18 protein-coding genes are annotated in these 16,563 nt (G+C 61.9%); 15 read left to right on the top strand and 3 right to left on the bottom strand.

Annotation, left to right across the window (positions count from 1 at the left end):
- Window positions 1-61: 61 nt before the first annotated feature.
- Window positions 62-520: a hypothetical protein gene (locus ACWPWQ_RS12430; RefSeq protein WP_454009897.1), complete on the bottom strand. Its 459-nt coding sequence runs from the start codon at window positions 518-520 to the stop codon at window positions 62-64.
- A 282-nt stretch (window positions 521-802) separates the two neighbouring features.
- On the opposite strand from ACWPWQ_RS12430, the gene ccoN reads away from it, so the two are divergent.
- The 11 genes from ccoN to ttcA all read left to right on the top strand — a co-directional run bounded on the left by ccoN (window position 803) and on the right by ttcA (window position 10,995).
- Window positions 803-2,227 carry a cytochrome-c oxidase, cbb3-type subunit I gene (ccoN, locus tag ACWPWQ_RS12425; protein WP_106886751.1) on the top strand — a complete coding sequence of 475 codons (1,425 nt, stop codon included), beginning with the start codon at window positions 803-805 and terminating at the stop codon, window positions 2,225-2,227.
- An 18-nt stretch (window positions 2,228-2,245) separates the two neighbouring features.
- Window positions 2,246-2,860 carry a cytochrome-c oxidase, cbb3-type subunit II gene (ccoO, locus tag ACWPWQ_RS12420; protein ID WP_106886750.1) on the top strand — a complete coding sequence of 205 codons (615 nt, stop codon included), beginning with the start codon at window positions 2,246-2,248 and terminating at the stop codon, window positions 2,858-2,860.
- 11 nt (window positions 2,861-2,871) lie between these two features.
- Complete coding sequence (locus ACWPWQ_RS12415; RefSeq protein WP_005329633.1) at window positions 2,872-3,051, top strand: cbb3-type cytochrome oxidase subunit 3; 180 nt, start codon at window positions 2,872-2,874, stop codon at window positions 3,049-3,051.
- Window positions 3,051-4,028 (top strand): cytochrome-c oxidase, cbb3-type subunit III, encoded by a 978-nt coding sequence (gene ccoP / locus ACWPWQ_RS12410; protein WP_319913519.1) that lies wholly within the window; start codon window positions 3,051-3,053, stop codon window positions 4,026-4,028. The genes ACWPWQ_RS12415 and ccoP overlap by 1 nt, the downstream gene beginning before the upstream one ends.
- 125 nt (window positions 4,029-4,153) lie before the next feature.
- Window positions 4,154-4,642 carry a FixH family protein gene (locus ACWPWQ_RS12405; RefSeq protein WP_289980056.1) on the top strand — a complete coding sequence of 163 codons (489 nt, stop codon included), beginning with the start codon at window positions 4,154-4,156 and terminating at the stop codon, window positions 4,640-4,642.
- Window positions 4,643-4,731: 89 nt separating this feature from the next.
- Window positions 4,732-7,116, top strand: a complete 2,385-nt coding sequence (locus tag ACWPWQ_RS12400; RefSeq protein WP_454009908.1) for a heavy metal translocating P-type ATPase — start codon at window positions 4,732-4,734, stop codon at window positions 7,114-7,116.
- A 136-nt stretch (window positions 7,117-7,252) separates the two neighbouring features.
- A complete protein-coding gene (ccoS, locus tag ACWPWQ_RS12395) occupies window positions 7,253-7,441 on the top strand; it encodes a cbb3-type cytochrome oxidase assembly protein CcoS (RefSeq protein ID WP_454009896.1) in 189 nt (62 codons plus the stop codon).
- Complete coding sequence (locus ACWPWQ_RS12390; protein WP_454009895.1) at window positions 7,425-8,111, top strand: sulfite exporter TauE/SafE family protein; 687 nt, start codon at window positions 7,425-7,427, stop codon at window positions 8,109-8,111. Before ccoS ends, ACWPWQ_RS12390 begins: the two co-directional genes overlap by 17 nt.
- A gap of 68 nt (window positions 8,112-8,179) precedes the next feature.
- A complete protein-coding gene (locus tag ACWPWQ_RS12385; protein ID WP_025327016.1) occupies window positions 8,180-8,935 on the top strand; it encodes an FNR family transcription factor in 756 nt (251 codons plus the stop codon).
- Window positions 8,936-9,071: 136 nt separating this feature from the next.
- On the top strand, window positions 9,072-10,019 hold the full coding sequence (gene uspE, locus ACWPWQ_RS12380) for a universal stress protein UspE (RefSeq protein ID WP_139434442.1): 948 nt from the start codon (window positions 9,072-9,074) through the stop codon (window positions 10,017-10,019).
- A gap of 67 nt (window positions 10,020-10,086) precedes the next feature.
- Window positions 10,087-10,995, top strand: coding sequence for a tRNA 2-thiocytidine(32) synthetase TtcA (ttcA, locus tag ACWPWQ_RS12375; protein WP_025327018.1), 909 nt, complete (start codon window positions 10,087-10,089; stop codon window positions 10,993-10,995).
- A gap of 71 nt (window positions 10,996-11,066) precedes the next feature.
- Here ttcA and ACWPWQ_RS12370 read toward each other — a convergent pair whose 3' ends face one another.
- Together ACWPWQ_RS12370 and ACWPWQ_RS12365 are read right to left on the bottom strand one after the other, a co-directional pair.
- Window positions 11,067-11,744: a DUF2987 domain-containing protein gene (locus tag ACWPWQ_RS12370; protein WP_454009894.1), complete on the bottom strand. Its 678-nt coding sequence runs from the start codon at window positions 11,742-11,744 to the stop codon at window positions 11,067-11,069.
- A gap of 16 nt (window positions 11,745-11,760) precedes the next feature.
- Complete coding sequence (locus ACWPWQ_RS12365; RefSeq protein ID WP_319913524.1) at window positions 11,761-12,519, bottom strand: DUF2189 domain-containing protein; 759 nt, start codon at window positions 12,517-12,519, stop codon at window positions 11,761-11,763.
- Between the two features lie 278 nt (window positions 12,520-12,797).
- Between ACWPWQ_RS12365 and ACWPWQ_RS12360 the strand changes: the two genes are divergently transcribed.
- From ACWPWQ_RS12360 to rbsC, 4 genes are all read left to right on the top strand, one after another.
- A complete protein-coding gene (locus ACWPWQ_RS12360) occupies window positions 12,798-13,415 on the top strand; it encodes a glutathione S-transferase family protein (RefSeq protein ID WP_454009893.1) in 618 nt (205 codons plus the stop codon).
- 208 nt (window positions 13,416-13,623) lie between these two features.
- Window positions 13,624-14,043 carry a D-ribose pyranase gene (rbsD, locus tag ACWPWQ_RS12355; RefSeq protein WP_265435229.1) on the top strand — a complete coding sequence of 140 codons (420 nt, stop codon included), beginning with the start codon at window positions 13,624-13,626 and terminating at the stop codon, window positions 14,041-14,043.
- A 21-nt stretch (window positions 14,044-14,064) separates the two neighbouring features.
- Window positions 14,065-15,594 (top strand): ribose ABC transporter ATP-binding protein RbsA, encoded by a 1,530-nt coding sequence (gene rbsA / locus ACWPWQ_RS12350; protein WP_454009892.1) that lies wholly within the window; start codon window positions 14,065-14,067, stop codon window positions 15,592-15,594.
- On the top strand, window positions 15,591-16,556 hold the full coding sequence (gene rbsC, locus ACWPWQ_RS12345; RefSeq protein WP_025327024.1) for a ribose ABC transporter permease: 966 nt from the start codon (window positions 15,591-15,593) through the stop codon (window positions 16,554-16,556). Before rbsA ends, rbsC begins: the two co-directional genes overlap by 4 nt.
- The last annotated feature ends 7 nt before the right edge of the window (window positions 16,557-16,563 follow it).

The following is a 16,563-nucleotide window of genomic DNA, read 5'->3' as shown; positions in this document are numbered from 1 at the left end:
TGAAAAATTCAAATCAAATTTCACTTCTCCCCCCTCCTGGGCCGCAAACGGCAGCCTGCTGTCAGGGGGAAACCCCCAGCGCCAGTTGCTGGCGCTGGCCATTGCTCCACTCGATATTGAGCAGCCACTCCATGGCATCTGTGGTGCAACTTCCTACCTGAGCGGCACCCTGCCAGCCCCCCTCCTTCGCCTCGAGCTGCACCGGGATGATCCCCATGAACATGGTCCTGCCCTCCAGCCAGGCCTTGATGGGGGTGATGACGGGGGAGCCCCCCTGAAGGCGCAACACAAAGTCATGTTCAGGGCGGATCGGCAAGCCATCTATGCTGGCCGTCAGGGGCTTGTCACCGACCAGAAGGGAACAACTGCTGTGGGACAGATCACAAATCTGATCATTTGTTCCCGTCGTCTCCCCGCCCGGCGGAGCCGAAAACCAGGTCCGATAGGCCATCAGGGAGAGCAAAATGGCCAGCACCATGGTCAAGTGCACGATTTTGCGTGAAGTGAGTCTCTCTTTCATGAAAAAACAGCCCTGTAAGGTACTTTAAAAATGCGATTTTCGTGATCTCGCGCAAGGTAAAAAACCAGGGAGCGCGGGACCCGCTGGAGCCAAATATATCACTGTTTGTACTGTTATTTTACCGGTCAGTTCAGTATCATTCTCAATGAATTTTCATTTAACCACCTTTTGCTTTTCCTTTTATTAACAGATGTTAACGGGAGGATTTGGCAAATCAGGGGTGAAAATGGCCCCGATTACCGGGCGAAAAACAAACAACAGCATCGGAAGCGGAATACAACGATGAGCCATACAACAAACCACCCTGAGTACAACTACACCGTTGTGCGCCAGTTCACCGTCATGACGATTGTCTGGGGAATTGTCGGTATGTCGGTTGGTGTACTGATCGCAGCCCAGTTGATCTGGCCTGCCCTCAACTTTGATACCCCCTGGCTGACCTACAGCCGCCTGCGTCCCCTGCACACCAACGCGGTCATCTTCGCGTTTGGCTGCAGCGCGCTGATGGCCACCTCCTTCTACGTGGTACAGCGCACCTGTCAGGTCAGGCTGTTTGGCGGCCCACTCGCCTCCTTCGTGTTCTGGGGCTGGCAGGCGATCATCCTCGCCGCCGCCATCACGCTGCCACTGGGATACACCACTTCCAAGGAGTATGCCGAGCTGGAGTGGCCCATCGACATCGCCATCGCCGTGGTCTGGGTGAGCTATGCCATCGTCTTCTTCGGCACCCTGGTCAAGCGCACCACCTCCCACATCTATGTGGCGAACTGGTTCTTCGGGGCCTTCATCATCACGGTGGCGGTGCTGCACATCGTCAACAACATGGAAGTGCCGCTCTCGGGCATGAAGTCCTACTCCATGTACTCAGGTGCCATGGATGCCATGGTGCAGTGGTGGTATGGCCACAACGCGGTCGGCTTCCTGCTCACCGCCGGCTTCCTCGGCATGATGTACTACTTCGTACCCAAGCAGGCGGGGCGTCCGGTCTACTCCTACCGCCTCTCCATAGTGCACTTCTGGGCGCTGATCTCCCTCTACATCTGGGCAGGCCCGCACCATCTGCACTACACCGCCCTGCCCGACTGGGCCCAGTCCCTGGGCATGGTGATGTCCCTCATCCTGTTCGTCCCCTCCTGGGGCGGCATGATCAACGGCATCATGACCCTGTCCGGTGCCTGGCACAAGCTGCGCTATGACCCCATACTGCGCTTCCTGATCGTCTCCCTGTCGTTCTACGGCATGTCCACCTTCGAAGGCCCCATGATGGCCATCAAGACGGTCAACGCCCTCTCCCACTACACCGACTGGACCATAGGTCACGTCCACTCCGGTGCCCTGGGCTGGGTTGCCATGGTCTCTATCGGCGCCGTGTATCACCTGATCCCGAACCTGTTCGATCAGGGCCGCATGTACAGCATCCGCCTGATCAACGTCCACTTCTGGCTGGCGACCGTGGGCACTGTGCTCTACATCGTCTCCATGTGGATTTCCGGGGTGATGCAGGGTCTGATGTGGCGTGCGGTCAACGATGACGGCACCCTGACCTACAGCTTCGTGGAGGCGCTGCAAGCTTCCTATCCCTTCTACTTCGTGCGCTTCCTGGGTGGCTGCTTCTTCGTCACCGGCATGCTGCTGATGGCTTACAACGCCTATCGCACCGTCACTGCGCCCAAGGGTTCCCTGGAACCCGTCGCACAGCCAGCCTGATCTGAAGGGGTTTAAAGCATGAGCAACAACAACCGTCACGAAATATTTGAAAAGAGCGTCCCCATGCTGGTGATAGGCATCATCTTTGCCATCAGCCTGGGGGGCCTGGTCGAGATCACGCCGCTGTTCTTCCAGAAGCAGACCAACGAGCCGGTGGAGGGCCTCAAGGCCTACACCGCCCTGCAGATGGAAGGACGCGACATCTACATCCGCGAAGGCTGCACCGTCTGCCACAGCCAGATGATCCGCCCGTTCCGCGCCGAGACCGAGCGTTACGGCCACTACTCGGTCGCCGGTGAGAGCGTGTGGGAGCACCCCTTCCTGTGGGGCTCCAAGCGCACAGGTCCGGATCTGGCCCGGGTCGGCGGCCGCTACTCCGACGACTGGCATCGCGCCCACCTCATCAACCCGCGCGACGTGGTGCCGGAATCCAACATGCCCGCCTTCCCCTGGCTCGAGACCAACGTCCTGACCGGTGAACTGACCGGCAAGAAGCTGGCGCTGTTCCGGGATCACTTCGGGGTGCCCTATACCGATGCCGACATCGAGGGTGCGGCCGAGGCAGTCAAGGGCAAGACCGAGCTGGATGCCCTGGTGGCCTATCTGCAATCACTGGGTCATGCCCTGAAATAAGGAGTCGGGATATGGATTACGGCACATTTCGCGGCCTGTACACCCTGCTGCTGATGATCATCATGATCGGCATCATCGTCTGGGCATACAGCAAGCGCCGCAAGGCCTCCTTCGATGAGGCTGCCAACCTGGTCTTTGCCGATGACGAGCAACCCAGTGCTGATAACAAGAACGCAGGAGCGAAGCAATAATGAGCACTTTGTTTAGCATTTTTGTGACCGTCATAAGTCTGGGCACCATACTCGGCTGCTTCCTGCTGCTGATGTGGTGCATGAGGGACAAGATGGGGACCGAAGAGGGCAAGCCCATGGGGCACACCTTCGACGGCATAGAGGAGATCAACAACCCGTTGCCGAAGTGGTGGTCCTATATGTTCCTCTTCTTCATCGTCACCGGTCTCATCTACCTGCTCGCCTTCCCGGGTCTGGGCAACTTCAAGGGGTTGCTGGGCTGGCAGAGCTCCAACCAGGACGTTCGCTCCCTGGCAGAATCCAAGGCGGCGGCAGCCTCTGCCAAGGATGAAGGGCGCGCGGTGGAGTACGATCGGGAACTGGCCAAGGCCGACGAGGTCTATGGCGCCAAGTTCCGCGAGCTGACCTACCAGGCCGATGGCAAGAGCTACAAGGAGATCACCGAGATCGCCAAGGACCCGGAAGCCCTGAAAGTGGGTCAGCGTCTGTTCCTGCAGAACTGCTCCCAGTGCCACGGCTCCGATGCCCGCGGTGGTCGCGGTTTCCCGAACCTGACCGACAGCGAATGGCAATGGGGCGGCGCGCCCGACCAGATCAAGACCACCATCATGGGCGGTCGCCAGGGGGTCATGGCCGCCTGGGGCGAGATCCTGGGTCAGGACGGGGTCAAGGAAGTGGCCTCCTATGTGCTGAGCCTCTCCGGCCGCAAGGTGGATCTGGTGGAAGCCAAGAAGGGTGAGGCGCGCTTCGCCATGTGCGCCGCCTGTCACGGCCCGGATGCCAAGGGCGGCATCGCCTTCGGCGCGCCGGATCTCACCAACAACACCTGGTTGTACGGCGGCTCCCGTCAGGTGGTCGAGCAGACCATCACCCACGGGCGTCACGGCGTGATGCCGGCCTGGAAGGATATCCTGGGAGAAGACAAGGTCCACCTGCTGGCGTCCTATGTCTACAGTTTGTCCCACCAGGCGCAGTAAAATAAGCAGTAACATGTGATAAGCACGTGATTACGCAGCAAAAAGCCTCGACTCTTCGAGGCTTTTTGTTATCTTGTGTTGGCTAGAATCCCTCCATTTCGTTAACCATTTGTTTCGGTAGCACCATGACTCAACCCTGGTATCGCCAATTCTGGCCCTGGTTCATCATCGCCCTCCCCTGCGCCGCCGTGGTAGGCAGCATCGCCACCGCCATCATCGCCAGCAAGGATGGGGTCAACCTGGTGGCGGAAGATTATTACAAGCAGGGCAAGGAGATTAATCAGGATCTCAGCAAGTTCGATCGCGCCGAGGCCCTCGGCATCCGCGTCGAGCTCTCGGTCAGCGACAAGGAGCTGACCCTGAAGCCGCTGTCGGGGGAGATCCCCGCCGGTCAGGCGCTGCACCTCTCCCTGTTCCACCCGACCCTGGCCGGTCTGGACAGCGATCATCTGCTCACTGCCGATGGCAATGGTGTCTATCGCCTGATGCTGGACAAGCCCCTCAGCGGCAAGTGGCACATCCGGGTCGATGCCTTCAACCACGAGTGGCGCCTGCAAGAGACGGCGCAGCTGCCGACCAAGGCCCCGGTGGAACTCGATCCCAGGGGACGCTGAGCCCGGGATGAACGGCTGTGTTCATCCAGGCATGACGGCGTCCTCCCTTATCTCGCCCGCACGGGCAGCGTCCAAGAGGGTTAATGACCATGACCGGCTGTTTTCACTGTGGTGAACCGGTTCCCACTGGCAGTGACTTTACCCTGGAGATCAAGGGGATAGTACAACCCATGTGCTGTCCTGGTTGCCAGGCCGTGGCACAGACCATTCTCGAATGCGGCCTTGCCAGTTACTACGAGCACCGCACCGCCCCCGGCATCAAGGGGGAGCTGGTTCCCAGCGAGCTGGCGGCCCTCACCCACTACGATCTGGCCGAAGTGCAGCAGGAGTTCGTCACCGAGACCGGCACCCTGCGGGAGATCCAGCTCAGCGTGGAAGGGCTGACCTGCGCCGCCTGCGCCTGGCTTATCGAGCGCCACCTGATGGGGCTCGCGGGTCTTCACTATGTCAACGTCAACACCACCACCCACCGCGCCCGCATCAAGTGGGATCCGGACAGGCTCTCGTTAAGCGACATCCTCAAGGGATTCGCCAAGATTGGCTATCGCGCCTATCCGTTCCAGACCCACAGCCAGGAGGCCCTCTACGCCCGCGAGGTGCGCAGCTACATGTTCCGCATGGCGCTGGCCGGCCTCGGCTCCATGCAGGTGATGATGTGCGCGGTGGCGCTCTACATGGACCTCTTCATCAGCGTGGAAGAGGAGTTCATGATCTACTTCAAGTGGATAAGCCTGTTGCTCTCCACCCCCATCATGATCTACTCGGCCCAGCCATTTTACGCAGGGGCCTGGCGCAGCCTGAAACAGGGCCACCTCTCCATGGATGTCTCTGTGTCGCTGGCCCTCATCGGCGCCTTCGTCGCCTCCATCTGGGCCACCGTCTTCAACACGGGTGAGGTCTATTACGACTCCATCACCATGTTCGTCTTCTTCCTGCTGCTGGGGCGCCTGCTCGAGTTGAGGGCGAGGCGCAAGGCATCCGAGTCCAGCTCCAACCTGGCGCGCCTGGTGCCCATCATGGCCACCCGCATCGATGCAGATGGCGAACACGAGGTGGCCGCCAAGACGCTGCGGATGGGGGACAGGGTCCGGGTGCTGGCCGGGGCAACCCTGCCGGCAGACGGCATCATCACCCTGGGGCAGGCCAGCCTCAACGAAGCCATGCTGACCGGCGAGCAACTGCCCCTGCTCAAGCAGGCGGGGGATCCCGTCTTCGCCGGCACCATCAGCACGGATGCGCCGCTGGAGATCCGGGTCAGCCACCCCATCGAAGAGTCGCGCCTCGCCCAGATCATGCGGCTGCAGGACAGCGCGCTCGATGACAAACCCGCCATCGCCCAGCTGGCGGATGTGCTCTCCCGCCATTTCATCCTGGTGCTGCTGCTCATCGCCGCCGCGGTCTGGACCTTCTGGCACTTCCATGCCCCGGAGCGGGCCTTCTGGATCACCCTGTCGGTGCTGGTGGCCACCTGCCCCTGCGCCCTGTCGCTGGCGACACCGACGGCGCTCACCTCGGCCACCGCCCACCTGACCCGAAGCGGCATACTGCTGCGCCGCGGCCACGTGCTGGACGTGCTGACCCGGGCCAACCGCATAGTGATGGACAAGACCGGGACCCTGACCACGGGCAACATCAGCCTGGTGGCCATTCACCCCCTGGCCGGACTCGCTGAAACGGACTGTCTGGCCATAGCCCGCGCCCTGGAAGCCTACTCCGAACACCCCATTGCCCGCGCGTTTCGCAGCAAGGGGGCAGACGATGCCGTGCTGCCGGCCGCGAGCGAGGTGACCCCCGTCATCGGCCACGGCATCCAGGGCAGGATCGCAGGCAGGCATTACCGCATCGGCAGTGCCCGCTGGCTCGGGCTGACTGACGAGCAGGAGGCGACCCAGGGGCTGGCCATCTATCTGGCCGACGAGACAGGGCCGCTGGCCCGCTTCACCCTGGCCGACACGCTGCGTGCGGATGCCGGTGCCCTGATCCAGGCCTTCAAGGCGGCCGGGCTGCAGACCACCATCCTCACCGGCGACAGCTCCCCTCAGGCCGACGCCGTGGCCCGTGAGCTCGGGGTCGATGAACTGGTGAAAGGGGTCACCCCCGATGGCAAGCTGGCCTACCTCAAGGCCCGGGAAGCGGCAGGAGAGATCAGCATCATGGTGGGGGATGGCATCAACGACGCCCCCGTGCTGGCCGGTGCCCATGCCTCCTTCGCCATGGCGGGCGGCACGGATCTGGCGAAAAACAGCGCCGACGCCATACTGCTGGCCGACGATCTCTCCCGCCTGCTGGCCGCCCGCGCCCTGGCGCTGCGCACCCGCAGGATCATCCAGGAGAACTTCGCCTGGTCCATCGGATACAACCTGCTGGTGCTGCCGCTTGCGGCCAGCGGCTGGCTGCCCCCCTATCTGGCGGCGGCGGGCATGTCGCTGAGCTCCCTCATAGTCGTCACCAACTCCATGCGCCTCAATCGATGAGCCAGCGCTGGAAAATGCCGAAAATGTGGCCAGCCTCCGATGCAGGCCACATTTCTCGCCGATAGCGGCTGGCCCCCTACCCGAACAGGGTTACCATGGGGGTCGATTGCCACGGATGAATGCCAAGGTAGCTCCCATGAACATCATTTTTGTCCTGATCCCCATCGCCATCCTGTTTGTCATCATCGCGGGGGCCGTCTTCTTCTGGGCCATTCGCTCGGAGCAGTTCGAGGATCTCGACCGCCAGGGCTCCAACATACTGTTTGACGAGGATCAACCCGCCACCAAGGGCAAGGATCAGCCGAGCGATGACAAGCAGCCTTGATCTGATGGGGGCCCTGCTGGTGGGACTGGCAGGCTCAGGCCACTGCATCGCCATGTGCGGCGGCGTCTCCGCCGCCCTCTCCATGGCCATCCCCGCCGAGAAGCAGCACTTCTGGGGGCGTCTTGGCTACCTGCTCAACTACAACCTGGGGCGGATCCTGAGCTATGTGCTGGCCGGCGCCCTGGTGGGCGGGCTGCTGGCCACCACCAGCGAGCTCGGGGCAGGCAAGCACGCCATCGTCGGCTTGCGCCTCGTTGCGGCCCTGCTGATGATAGCCCTGGGCCTCTATCTGGCGGGCTGGTGGCGGGGAGTGCTGGTGCTGGAACGCATGGGCGCAAAATTCTGGCCTCTTATCAAGCCGCTGGCCGGCAAGTTCATCCCCTTCACGTCGGCCTGGCAGGCCCTCCCCTTTGGCATGGTGTGGGGCTGGCTGCCCTGCGGTCTGGTCTACTCCATGCTGACCTGGAGCGCGGCGGCAGGCTCCGCCGGGGGCGGCGCACTCATCATGCTGAGCTTTGGTCTGGGGACCCTGCCGACACTGTTCGCCCTGGGGGGGCTGGCAGACAGATTGCGCTACTGGCTGACCCTGCGCAGCCTGCGCCTCGGCGGTGCCTTGCTGCTCATTGCCTATGGCCTGCATACCCTCTGGATCGGGTTGGCATCCTTTTGAAACCCTATCCAAAACGGATGAGTTGGTGGTAAACTTGTTTGATATAAATCAATTATTCATATGAGCCTATGATCCCGGACAAGAAACCTGGCAGACGTATTCAGAGCGGTGGCTGTGCAATTCATTGCCAGGATTGCAGCATCAGTCAGCTCTGCATCCCCTTCACCCTGAACGACAGTGAGCTCGATCAGCTGGACAGCATCATCGAGCGCAAAAAGCCGATCCAGAAGGGCGAAGAATTGTTTAAGGCTGGCGATGAGCTGAAGTCGCTCTACGCCATCCGCTCCGGGACCATCAAGTCATACACCATCACCGAACAGGGTGACGAGCAGATCACCGCCTTCCACCTCGCGGGAGATCTGGTCGGTTTCGATGCCATCCACAAGCAGGCACACCCCTCCTTCGCCCAGGCGCTGGAAACCGCCATGGTGTGCGAGATCCCGTTCGATGTGCTCGACGATCTCTCCGGCAAGATGCCCAAGCTCCGCCAGCAGATCATGCGCCTGATGAGCAACGAGATCATGGGCGATCAGGAGATGATACTGCTGCTCTCCAAGAAGAACGCGGAAGAGCGCCTCGCCGCCTTCCTGCACAACCTCTCGGTACGTTTCTCCGAGCGCGGCTTCTCCGCCAAGGAGTTCCGTCTCTCCATGACCCGGGGTGACATAGGCAACTACCTCGGCCTCACCGTCGAGACCATCAGCCGCCTGCTCGGTCGTTTCCAGAAGTCCGGCCTCATCAGCGTCAAGGGAAAATACATTACAGTGCTGGATCACGTGGCCCTCGGCGTCATGGCCGGCGCCACTCGCCCAGCCTGCGGCTGATCACCCCCTTTCCCTTCTGTTGCCGGATCGGTTCACCCTGAAATTTGATCCGGCACACCTTCCCGTCTCCCCCCTTGGGCTAAGCTGTAATGGCTAAAGAGTTGCCATCATTGGCGTTTTTGCCAAGGAGGAGAACATGGTCAAGTACCGAAACATTCTGGTGGTGATCAACCCGGAAGAGGAGCGCCAGATCGCGCTCGAACGCGCGGTCAAGGTCGCCGAGCTGGACGAGGGCGCCCAGCTGACCCTGCTCCTGACGATTTACGACTTCTCGTACGAGATGACCGCCATGCTGTCCGTGGATGAGCGGGAAGAGATGCGCCACGGCGTCATTGCCCAGCGCCGGGAGTGGCTGGACGAGATACTGCAACCCTATCGTGCCAGGGGGCTGGAGTGCGAGATCAAGGTGCTGTGGCACAATCGTCCCTTCGAGTGCGTCATCCAGGAAGTGCTGGAGCATCGCCACGATCTGGTGGTCAAGGCGACCCACAAGCACTCCTTCCTGCAAACCTTCATCTTCACCCCCACCGACTGGCACCTGCTGCGCAAATGCCCCTGCCCCGTCCTGCTGGTCAAGGAGGGTCACTGGCAGCGGGGCGGCAACATCATTGCCGCCATCAACTGCTCGAGCGACGATATGGAGCAGAAAGTCCTCAATGAGCGCATCACCCGCGAAGGGGTCGCCATCGCCGATCTGCTCGGCTCCAACCTCTATCTGGTCAACACCTATCCCGGCACGCCGGTGAATGTAGCCATCGAGCTGCCGGAGTTCGACCCCAACGCCTACAACGATGCCATCCGCAAGCATCACGAGGATCTGCTGCGAGAGCATGCCGATCAGTTCGGCATCAACCACATGTGGACCAAGGTGGCGGAAGGATTGCCGGAGGAGGTGCTGCCGGACATGGCGGACGAACTCAAGTCGACCCTGATGATCATGGGGTGTGTCGGTCGTACCGGTCTCTCCGCCGCCCTGCTCGGCAACACGGCGGAGCATGTGGTCGATCGGCTCAACTGCGACATCCTGATCCTCAAGCCCGATGATTACAGCTGCCCAGTAGATGACAGACGTCATCCTGCATAAGCGTTTCTTGCCCTCCCCCGGGACATGGCTATAATAAGCCGCTTATTTTTGTCCCGGGTTTGAGGCCATGCTAGAAGAGCTTAACGCCAAAGAGAAATACAGTTTCAACAAGCTGCAGAAACGCCTGCGGCGCAACGTGGGTCAGGCCATCGCCGACTTCAACATGATTGAAGAGGGCGACAAGATCATGGTGTGCCTGTCTGGCGGCAAGGACAGCTTCGCCATGCTCGACATTCTGATGAGCCTGAAGGCCAGCGCCCCCATCCATTTCGATCTCGTGGCCGTCAACCTGGATCAGAAGCAACCCGGCTTCCCCGAGCACGTGCTGCCGGAATACCTGGCCGCCCTCGGCGTCGACTTCAAGATCGTCGAGGAAGACACCTACTCCATCGTCAAGGACAAGGTGCCGGAAGGCAAGACCACCTGTGCCCTCTGCTCCCGCCTGCGCCGCGGCATTCTCTACCGTACCGCCCAGGAGCTGGGCTGCACCAAGATTGCCCTCGGCCATCACAGGGACGACATCCTCGAGACCCTGTTCCTCAACATGTTCTACGGCGGCAAGCTCAAGTCCATGCCCCCCAAGCTGGTGAGCGACGATGGCAAGAACGTGGTGATCCGTCCCCTGGCCTACTGCAAGGAGAAGGATCTGGTGCGCTATGCGGAGGTCAAGGCCTTCCCCATCATCCCGTGCAACCTGTGCGGCTCCCAGGAAAACCTGCAGCGCAAGGCCATCAAGCAGATGATGCAGGACTGGGATCGCCGCTTCCCCGGCCGGATAGAGACCATGTTCACCGCCATTCAGGACGTGATCCCGAGCCACCTGCTCGATCACAAGCTGTTTGACTTCAAGAGCATCAACCGTGACTCCGGCATCATAGATGGCGGCGACAAGGCGTTCGATCCCCCCGAGCTGCCGACCGCGCCCCTGCTCAACATCGACGAGATGGACGTGCTGGATGTGATCGAGGTGCGCTGAGCGCCCTGCCAGCCACCACGAAAAAGGAGCGCCATGCGCTCCTTTTCTTTACCTCTCCGGCCCCGCCGTCTTCAGCCCTTGTGCAACCAGGGCGTCAGTCGCAGTATCTCCCCCTCAAGCTGCAACCTGCCCGCCGCGAAGTCGGCGAGTTGCTCGTTGCGAAGCAGCAGCTGGCCATCCTGCCAGGAGAGAGGCTGCTGATGGGCACCGTCGATGAGGTAGGCGGTGCCACTCGGCTGCACCAGGGTCAGCCGCACCCCCGCCATCTCCGGCAGGAAGTGTTTGCCGACCATGCCGGCCAGCTTGTCCAGCAGCGACTGCATCTCCTGCTGGCGTGTCACCACCTCGCTCACCCTGAACCCCTGGCCATCCGACGCAGGGGGCGCATCGGCCATCACCTGTACCGACATGTCGCAGGCGGCATGTGGTTCGGTCAGCTCCACCACCACGGTCGCCTTGTCGAGATTGAGATCGTCGTCATAGGGCAGGCGCAGCTCGCTGTCTATGGTCACCTCGGCGGCAACGTCCCTGTCCAGGGTCGAAACCCGGGCCGAGGCGAGCTCGCAGCGCTGGCCACTTTGCGGATCGGTCAGATAAAACCCCAACCTGGCATCACCAAACTCGCCCTTGGCAAAGGTCTTCATCTGGCTGTAGAAGGTGCTGTACTGCAGATCCAGCGAGGGCGCCGCCACACACAGCGCCGGCACTATCAGCAGACTTGCCGCCATGCCATGTCGAACCAGCTTCATATGCCATCCTTTTGCATCACGCGTTGAAATGATCGGGCCCTTGCCCGGTGGCGGCATTGTCCGCCACTTCGGTCACCTCCACGGCGACCCCGCACAGATCCCGATAGAGGATCCCCTTGAGATTGAAATAGAGGGGGGCCACCCAGATGAGGCCTATGCCCATGGGGATGATGGCCAGGAAAAACAGCGCCAGCATGACGCCATGCAGCAGCACTATGCTGGGCCAGCCGCGGGCGAACAACTTGAGGGAGACCAGGATGGCCTGGGCCGGCGACAGGCCGCGCTCCAGCACCAGGGGCACGGTGAACAGCAGCCCCATGCCCACCAGGCCAGAGGGAATGAAGGCCAGCATCACCGGCAGGCCGAGCAGCTCGAACAGGGGGCCGAACAGGCTGGTGATCAGGCTGCCGAGCAGGCTAAGGGAGCCCAGACGCAGGAAGTGGCGGAAGAAGTCGAACACCTGGTTCGGTCGGGCCCGCACCCCCACCGACTGCTGCAACCCCAGCATGTCGAGGGAAGAGGTCATGGGAGACATGATGACGGTGATGAGCAGGCTCAATATCAGGGCCATGTCCATGTCACCCCCTTCCTGACTGACATAGGGGGCCAGCAGGGTGTTGCTCAGCAGGATCCAGATTGCCATGACTCCGGCGATGGCCAGCGTCAGACCGAAACCGGTGCGGCGGGTCTGTTGCCAGGCCTCCTTCAACACCCCTTGCAGGTCCAGACGGTATCCCTGGCTGAGGGACTGTTCGAGGGTTCCACCGATCCGCATTCTATTACTCAATTGACTATCCAACATTCAAAAGCGACTGTTCCGAGGTGGCACATTATAGCGGTTTGACCGGGCATGCGTAGTCGTTTTTCCTGTTATCTTCCGTTCAGAAAGCCATTGATTTCACTGACAGCCGCCCTGTCGTGCGGCCCTCTGCCAGCTCCTCCGTTACCTGGCTTGGCCCTGGCCCGCCATGGGCGTAGGATGGATGGTCAAGACTCGACAGACTCGCTCTCTCGCGCACTTCATCCCGGATCACCCACACAAGGAAAGCTGCAATGTCCGAACTGACGCTCTATCTCGCCCCCGGTACCTGTGCCATGGCGGTGCGCATCGCCCTGGTGGAAGCCGGTGCCCCGCACCAGATCAAGCGCCTCGATCTCGCCGCCGGGGAGCAACGCACCCCCGCCTACCTTGCCATCAACCCCAAGGGGCGGGTGCCGGCCCTGGTGACGGAGCGCGGCGTGCTGACCGAAACCCCGGCCCTGCTGCTCTACGTGGCCCAGCGTTTCCAGGATGCCGGGCTGGCCCCCCTGGACGACCCCTTCCTGCTGGCCAGGATGCAGGAGGTGCACAGCTTCCTCGCCTCGACGGTGCACGTCTCCCATGCCCATGGCCGCCGCGGCAGTCGCTGGGCCGATGACGAACAGGCCATCGCCGCCATGAAGGCCAGGATGCCCCAGAACATGCGCGAGGGATTTGCCGAGATAGAGCACCACTATCTGGCCGGTCCCTGGGTACTGGGGGAGCGTTTCAGCCTGGCCGACATCTACCTGTTCGTGGTGGCCAGCTGGCTCGAGAGCGACGGGGTCGCCATCGACGAGTTTCCCAAGGTGGCGGCCCACACCAGGCGCATGCTGGCGCGCCCCGCCGTGCAGCAAGCCCTGCTCCTCTGACCCCTTCCTCTCGTGGTACGGGTGCTCTTCTGGCACCCGTTTTTCCCTCCGACGGCCGGATCACTGAGATCGTTTTCACATTTTCGCCATCTGTTCCTAGACCCGTTAACGGTTAGCGCCTATCTTTCGCCTCAACGACGCAACCGGTTGCGTAACCGGTTGCCCAGATAAATATCCACATGCGGTTCCCATGCCGCCGAGGTGTTGTATGAAACGAGGCAAGCTGCTCAATGCTCCCCTGAGTGCCCTGGTGGCACAGATGGGCCACACCGACGAGATCACCGTCTGCGATGCGGGCCTGCCCATTCCGGCAGGGCCTGAGCGCATCGATCTGGCGCTGATGGCGGGCACTCCCAGCCTTGCAACCGTGCTGACCGCCCTGCTCACCGATCTGGTGGTGGAGAAGGTGATCATGGCGAGCGAAATAAAACTGATCAGCCCAGATGCCCATCAGGCGCTGGTGGATCAGCTGGAGGCGCATGCCCTGTCCCAGGGCAAGCCCATCGCCATCGAGTACTGCCTGCACGAGGCGTTCAAGACCCGCTCCCGTCAGAGCAAGGCTGTGGTACGCAGCGGTGAGGTGACTCCCTACGCCAACCTGATCCTCTGCGCCGGTGTGGCGTTTTAAGCCTCTTCAAGGAAGCTGCAAATGAGCACAACCTCTCCCCTCTCACCCATTCTGGAGCTGACCGGGATCGTCAAGACCTTCCCCGGGGTGCGCGCCCTCGACGAAGCGGGACTGCGGGTCTATCCGGGCCAGGTGATGGCCCTGCTCGGTGAAAATGGCGCCGGCAAATCCACCCTGATGAAGGTGCTGACCGGCATCTATCAGGCCGATGCGGGCAGCGTCAGCTATCGCGGCCAGCCGGTGCACTTCAAGGGACCGCGCGACTCCCAGGATCAGGGGATCAGCATCATCCACCAGGAGCTGAACCTGCTGCCGGAGCTCTCCATTGCCGCCAACATCTTCCTCGGCCGCGAGCCGCGCACCCGCTTTGGCAACATAGACCACAAGCAGCTGCGCGAGCGGGCCAGCACCCTCTTGGCCCGTCTCGGGGTCAAACATGGGCCTGATACCCGGCTCGGGGATCTCTCCATCGGCGAGCAGCAGATGGTGGAGATCGCCAAGGCGCTGTCGTTCGATGCCAGCGTCATCATCATGGACGAGCCCACCGATGCCCTGACCGACACCGAGACCGAGCAGCTGTTCGTGGTCATCCGCGAGCTGCGCGAACAGGGCTGCGGCATCGTCTACATCTCCCATCGCCTCAAGGAGATCTTCCAGATCTGCGATCAGGTCACCGTGCTGCGGGACGGCAAGTGGATCGGCGAGCAGGCGGTGAGCGAGCTGGACGAAGACAGGATCATCGAGATGATGGTGGGTCGGCGGCTGGAGGAGCAATACCCGCGCCTGGCGCGCGAGCTCGGCCCCGTCAGCCTGCAGGTGAAAGATCTGAGCGGCCCCGGCGTGCGCGGGGTGAGCTTCTCCCTGCGTCAGGGGGAGATCCTCGGCTTCAGCGGCCTGATGGGTTCCGGTCGCACCGAGCTGATGAAGCTTATCTACGGCGCCAGCCCCATCAGCAGCGGCGCTGTCGAGGTCGATGGCAAGGTGCTGGTGCCGCGCACCCCGGCCGACGGTCTGGCCGCCGGCATCGCCTACATCTCCGAGGATCGCAAGGGGGATGGCCTGGTGCTGGAGCTCTCGGTGCGTGAAAACATGAGCCTGTGCGCCCTCGGCGAGTTCATCACTCACGGCAAGATAGATGGCAAGGCCGAGCGCCAGGCGGTGAGCGACTATGTGCGTCTGTTCAACATCAAGACCCCGAGTCAGGATCAGCTGATCAAGCTGCTCTCCGGCGGCAACCAGCAGAAGGTGGCCATCGCCAAGGGGCTGCTGACAAGGCCCAAGGTGCTGATCCTGGACGAGCCGACCCGCGGCGTCGACGTGGGGGCGAAGAAGGAAATTTATCAACTCATCAACCAGTTCAAGAAGGAGGGGATGAGCATCATCCTGGTCTCCTCCGAGATGCCGGAAGTACTCGGCATGAGTGATCGCATCCTGGTGATGCACGAAGGGCGCATCAGCGCAGAGTTCAACACCCGCGAGGCCAATCAGGAGAAACTGATGGCGGCGGCAGTCGGCAAACAGTGGCAAGCAGAGCAAGAGGCAGCACAATGACAACCCAAACCCTTCCCCGCCGTGGCGTCATGAGCAAGGCCTGGTGGATCGAGAACAAATCCCTGGTGGCGCTGCTGGTGCTGATCGGCGTGGTCTCCTTCCTGAGTCCCAACTTCTTCACCGCCGACAACCTGCTCAACATACTGCGTCAGACCTCGGTCAACGCCATCATGGCGGTCGGCATGACGCTGGTCATTCTCACCGCCGGCATCGATCTGTCGGTCGGCTCTGTGCTGGCCCTGTGCGGCGCCCTGGCGGCGACTATGGTCGCCATGGAGCTGCCGATCTGGCTGGTGGTGCCCCTCACCCTGGGGGCCGGCGCCCTGCTCGGCGGCGTCAGCGGCCTCATCATCGCCAAGGGCAAGGTACAGGCCTTCATCGCCACCCTGGTGACCATGACGGCCCTGCGCGGCGTCACCATGGTCTACACCGAGGGGCGCCCCATCTCCACCGGCTTCAGCGACGGCGCCGATCACTTCGCCTGGCTGGGGACCGGCTACCTGTTCGGTCTGCCGGTGCCCATCTGGCTGATGGCCATCGTCTTCCTGCTGGCCTGGTACCTGCTCAACCACACTCGCCTCGGCCGCTACATCTATGCCCTGGGCGGCAACGAGTCGGCCACCCGCCTCTCCGGCATCAACGTGGCCAGGGTCAAGCTCGCCGTCTATGGCCTGTGCGGCATGCTGTCGGCCCTGGCCGGGCTCATCGTTACCTCCCGCCTCTCCTCGGCCCAGCCGACCGCCGGCATGGGGTACGAGCTGGATGCCATCGCCGCCGTGGTGCTGGGGGGCACCAGCCTGATGGGGGGCAAGGGCCGCATCATGGGGACCCTGATCGGGGCCCTCATCATCGGCTTCCTCAACAACGCCCTCAACCTGCTCGACGTCTCGTCCTATTACCAGATGATCGCCAAGGCCAGCGTCATTTTGCTCGCCGTGATGATCGATAACAAAAGCAAGTAAGCACACA

This window comes from Aeromonas sp. Marseille-Q7275, assembly GCF_965119515.1.
The sequence above is the reverse complement of the archived record's forward strand: the minus strand, read 5'-3'. Positions and strand labels throughout refer to the sequence as shown.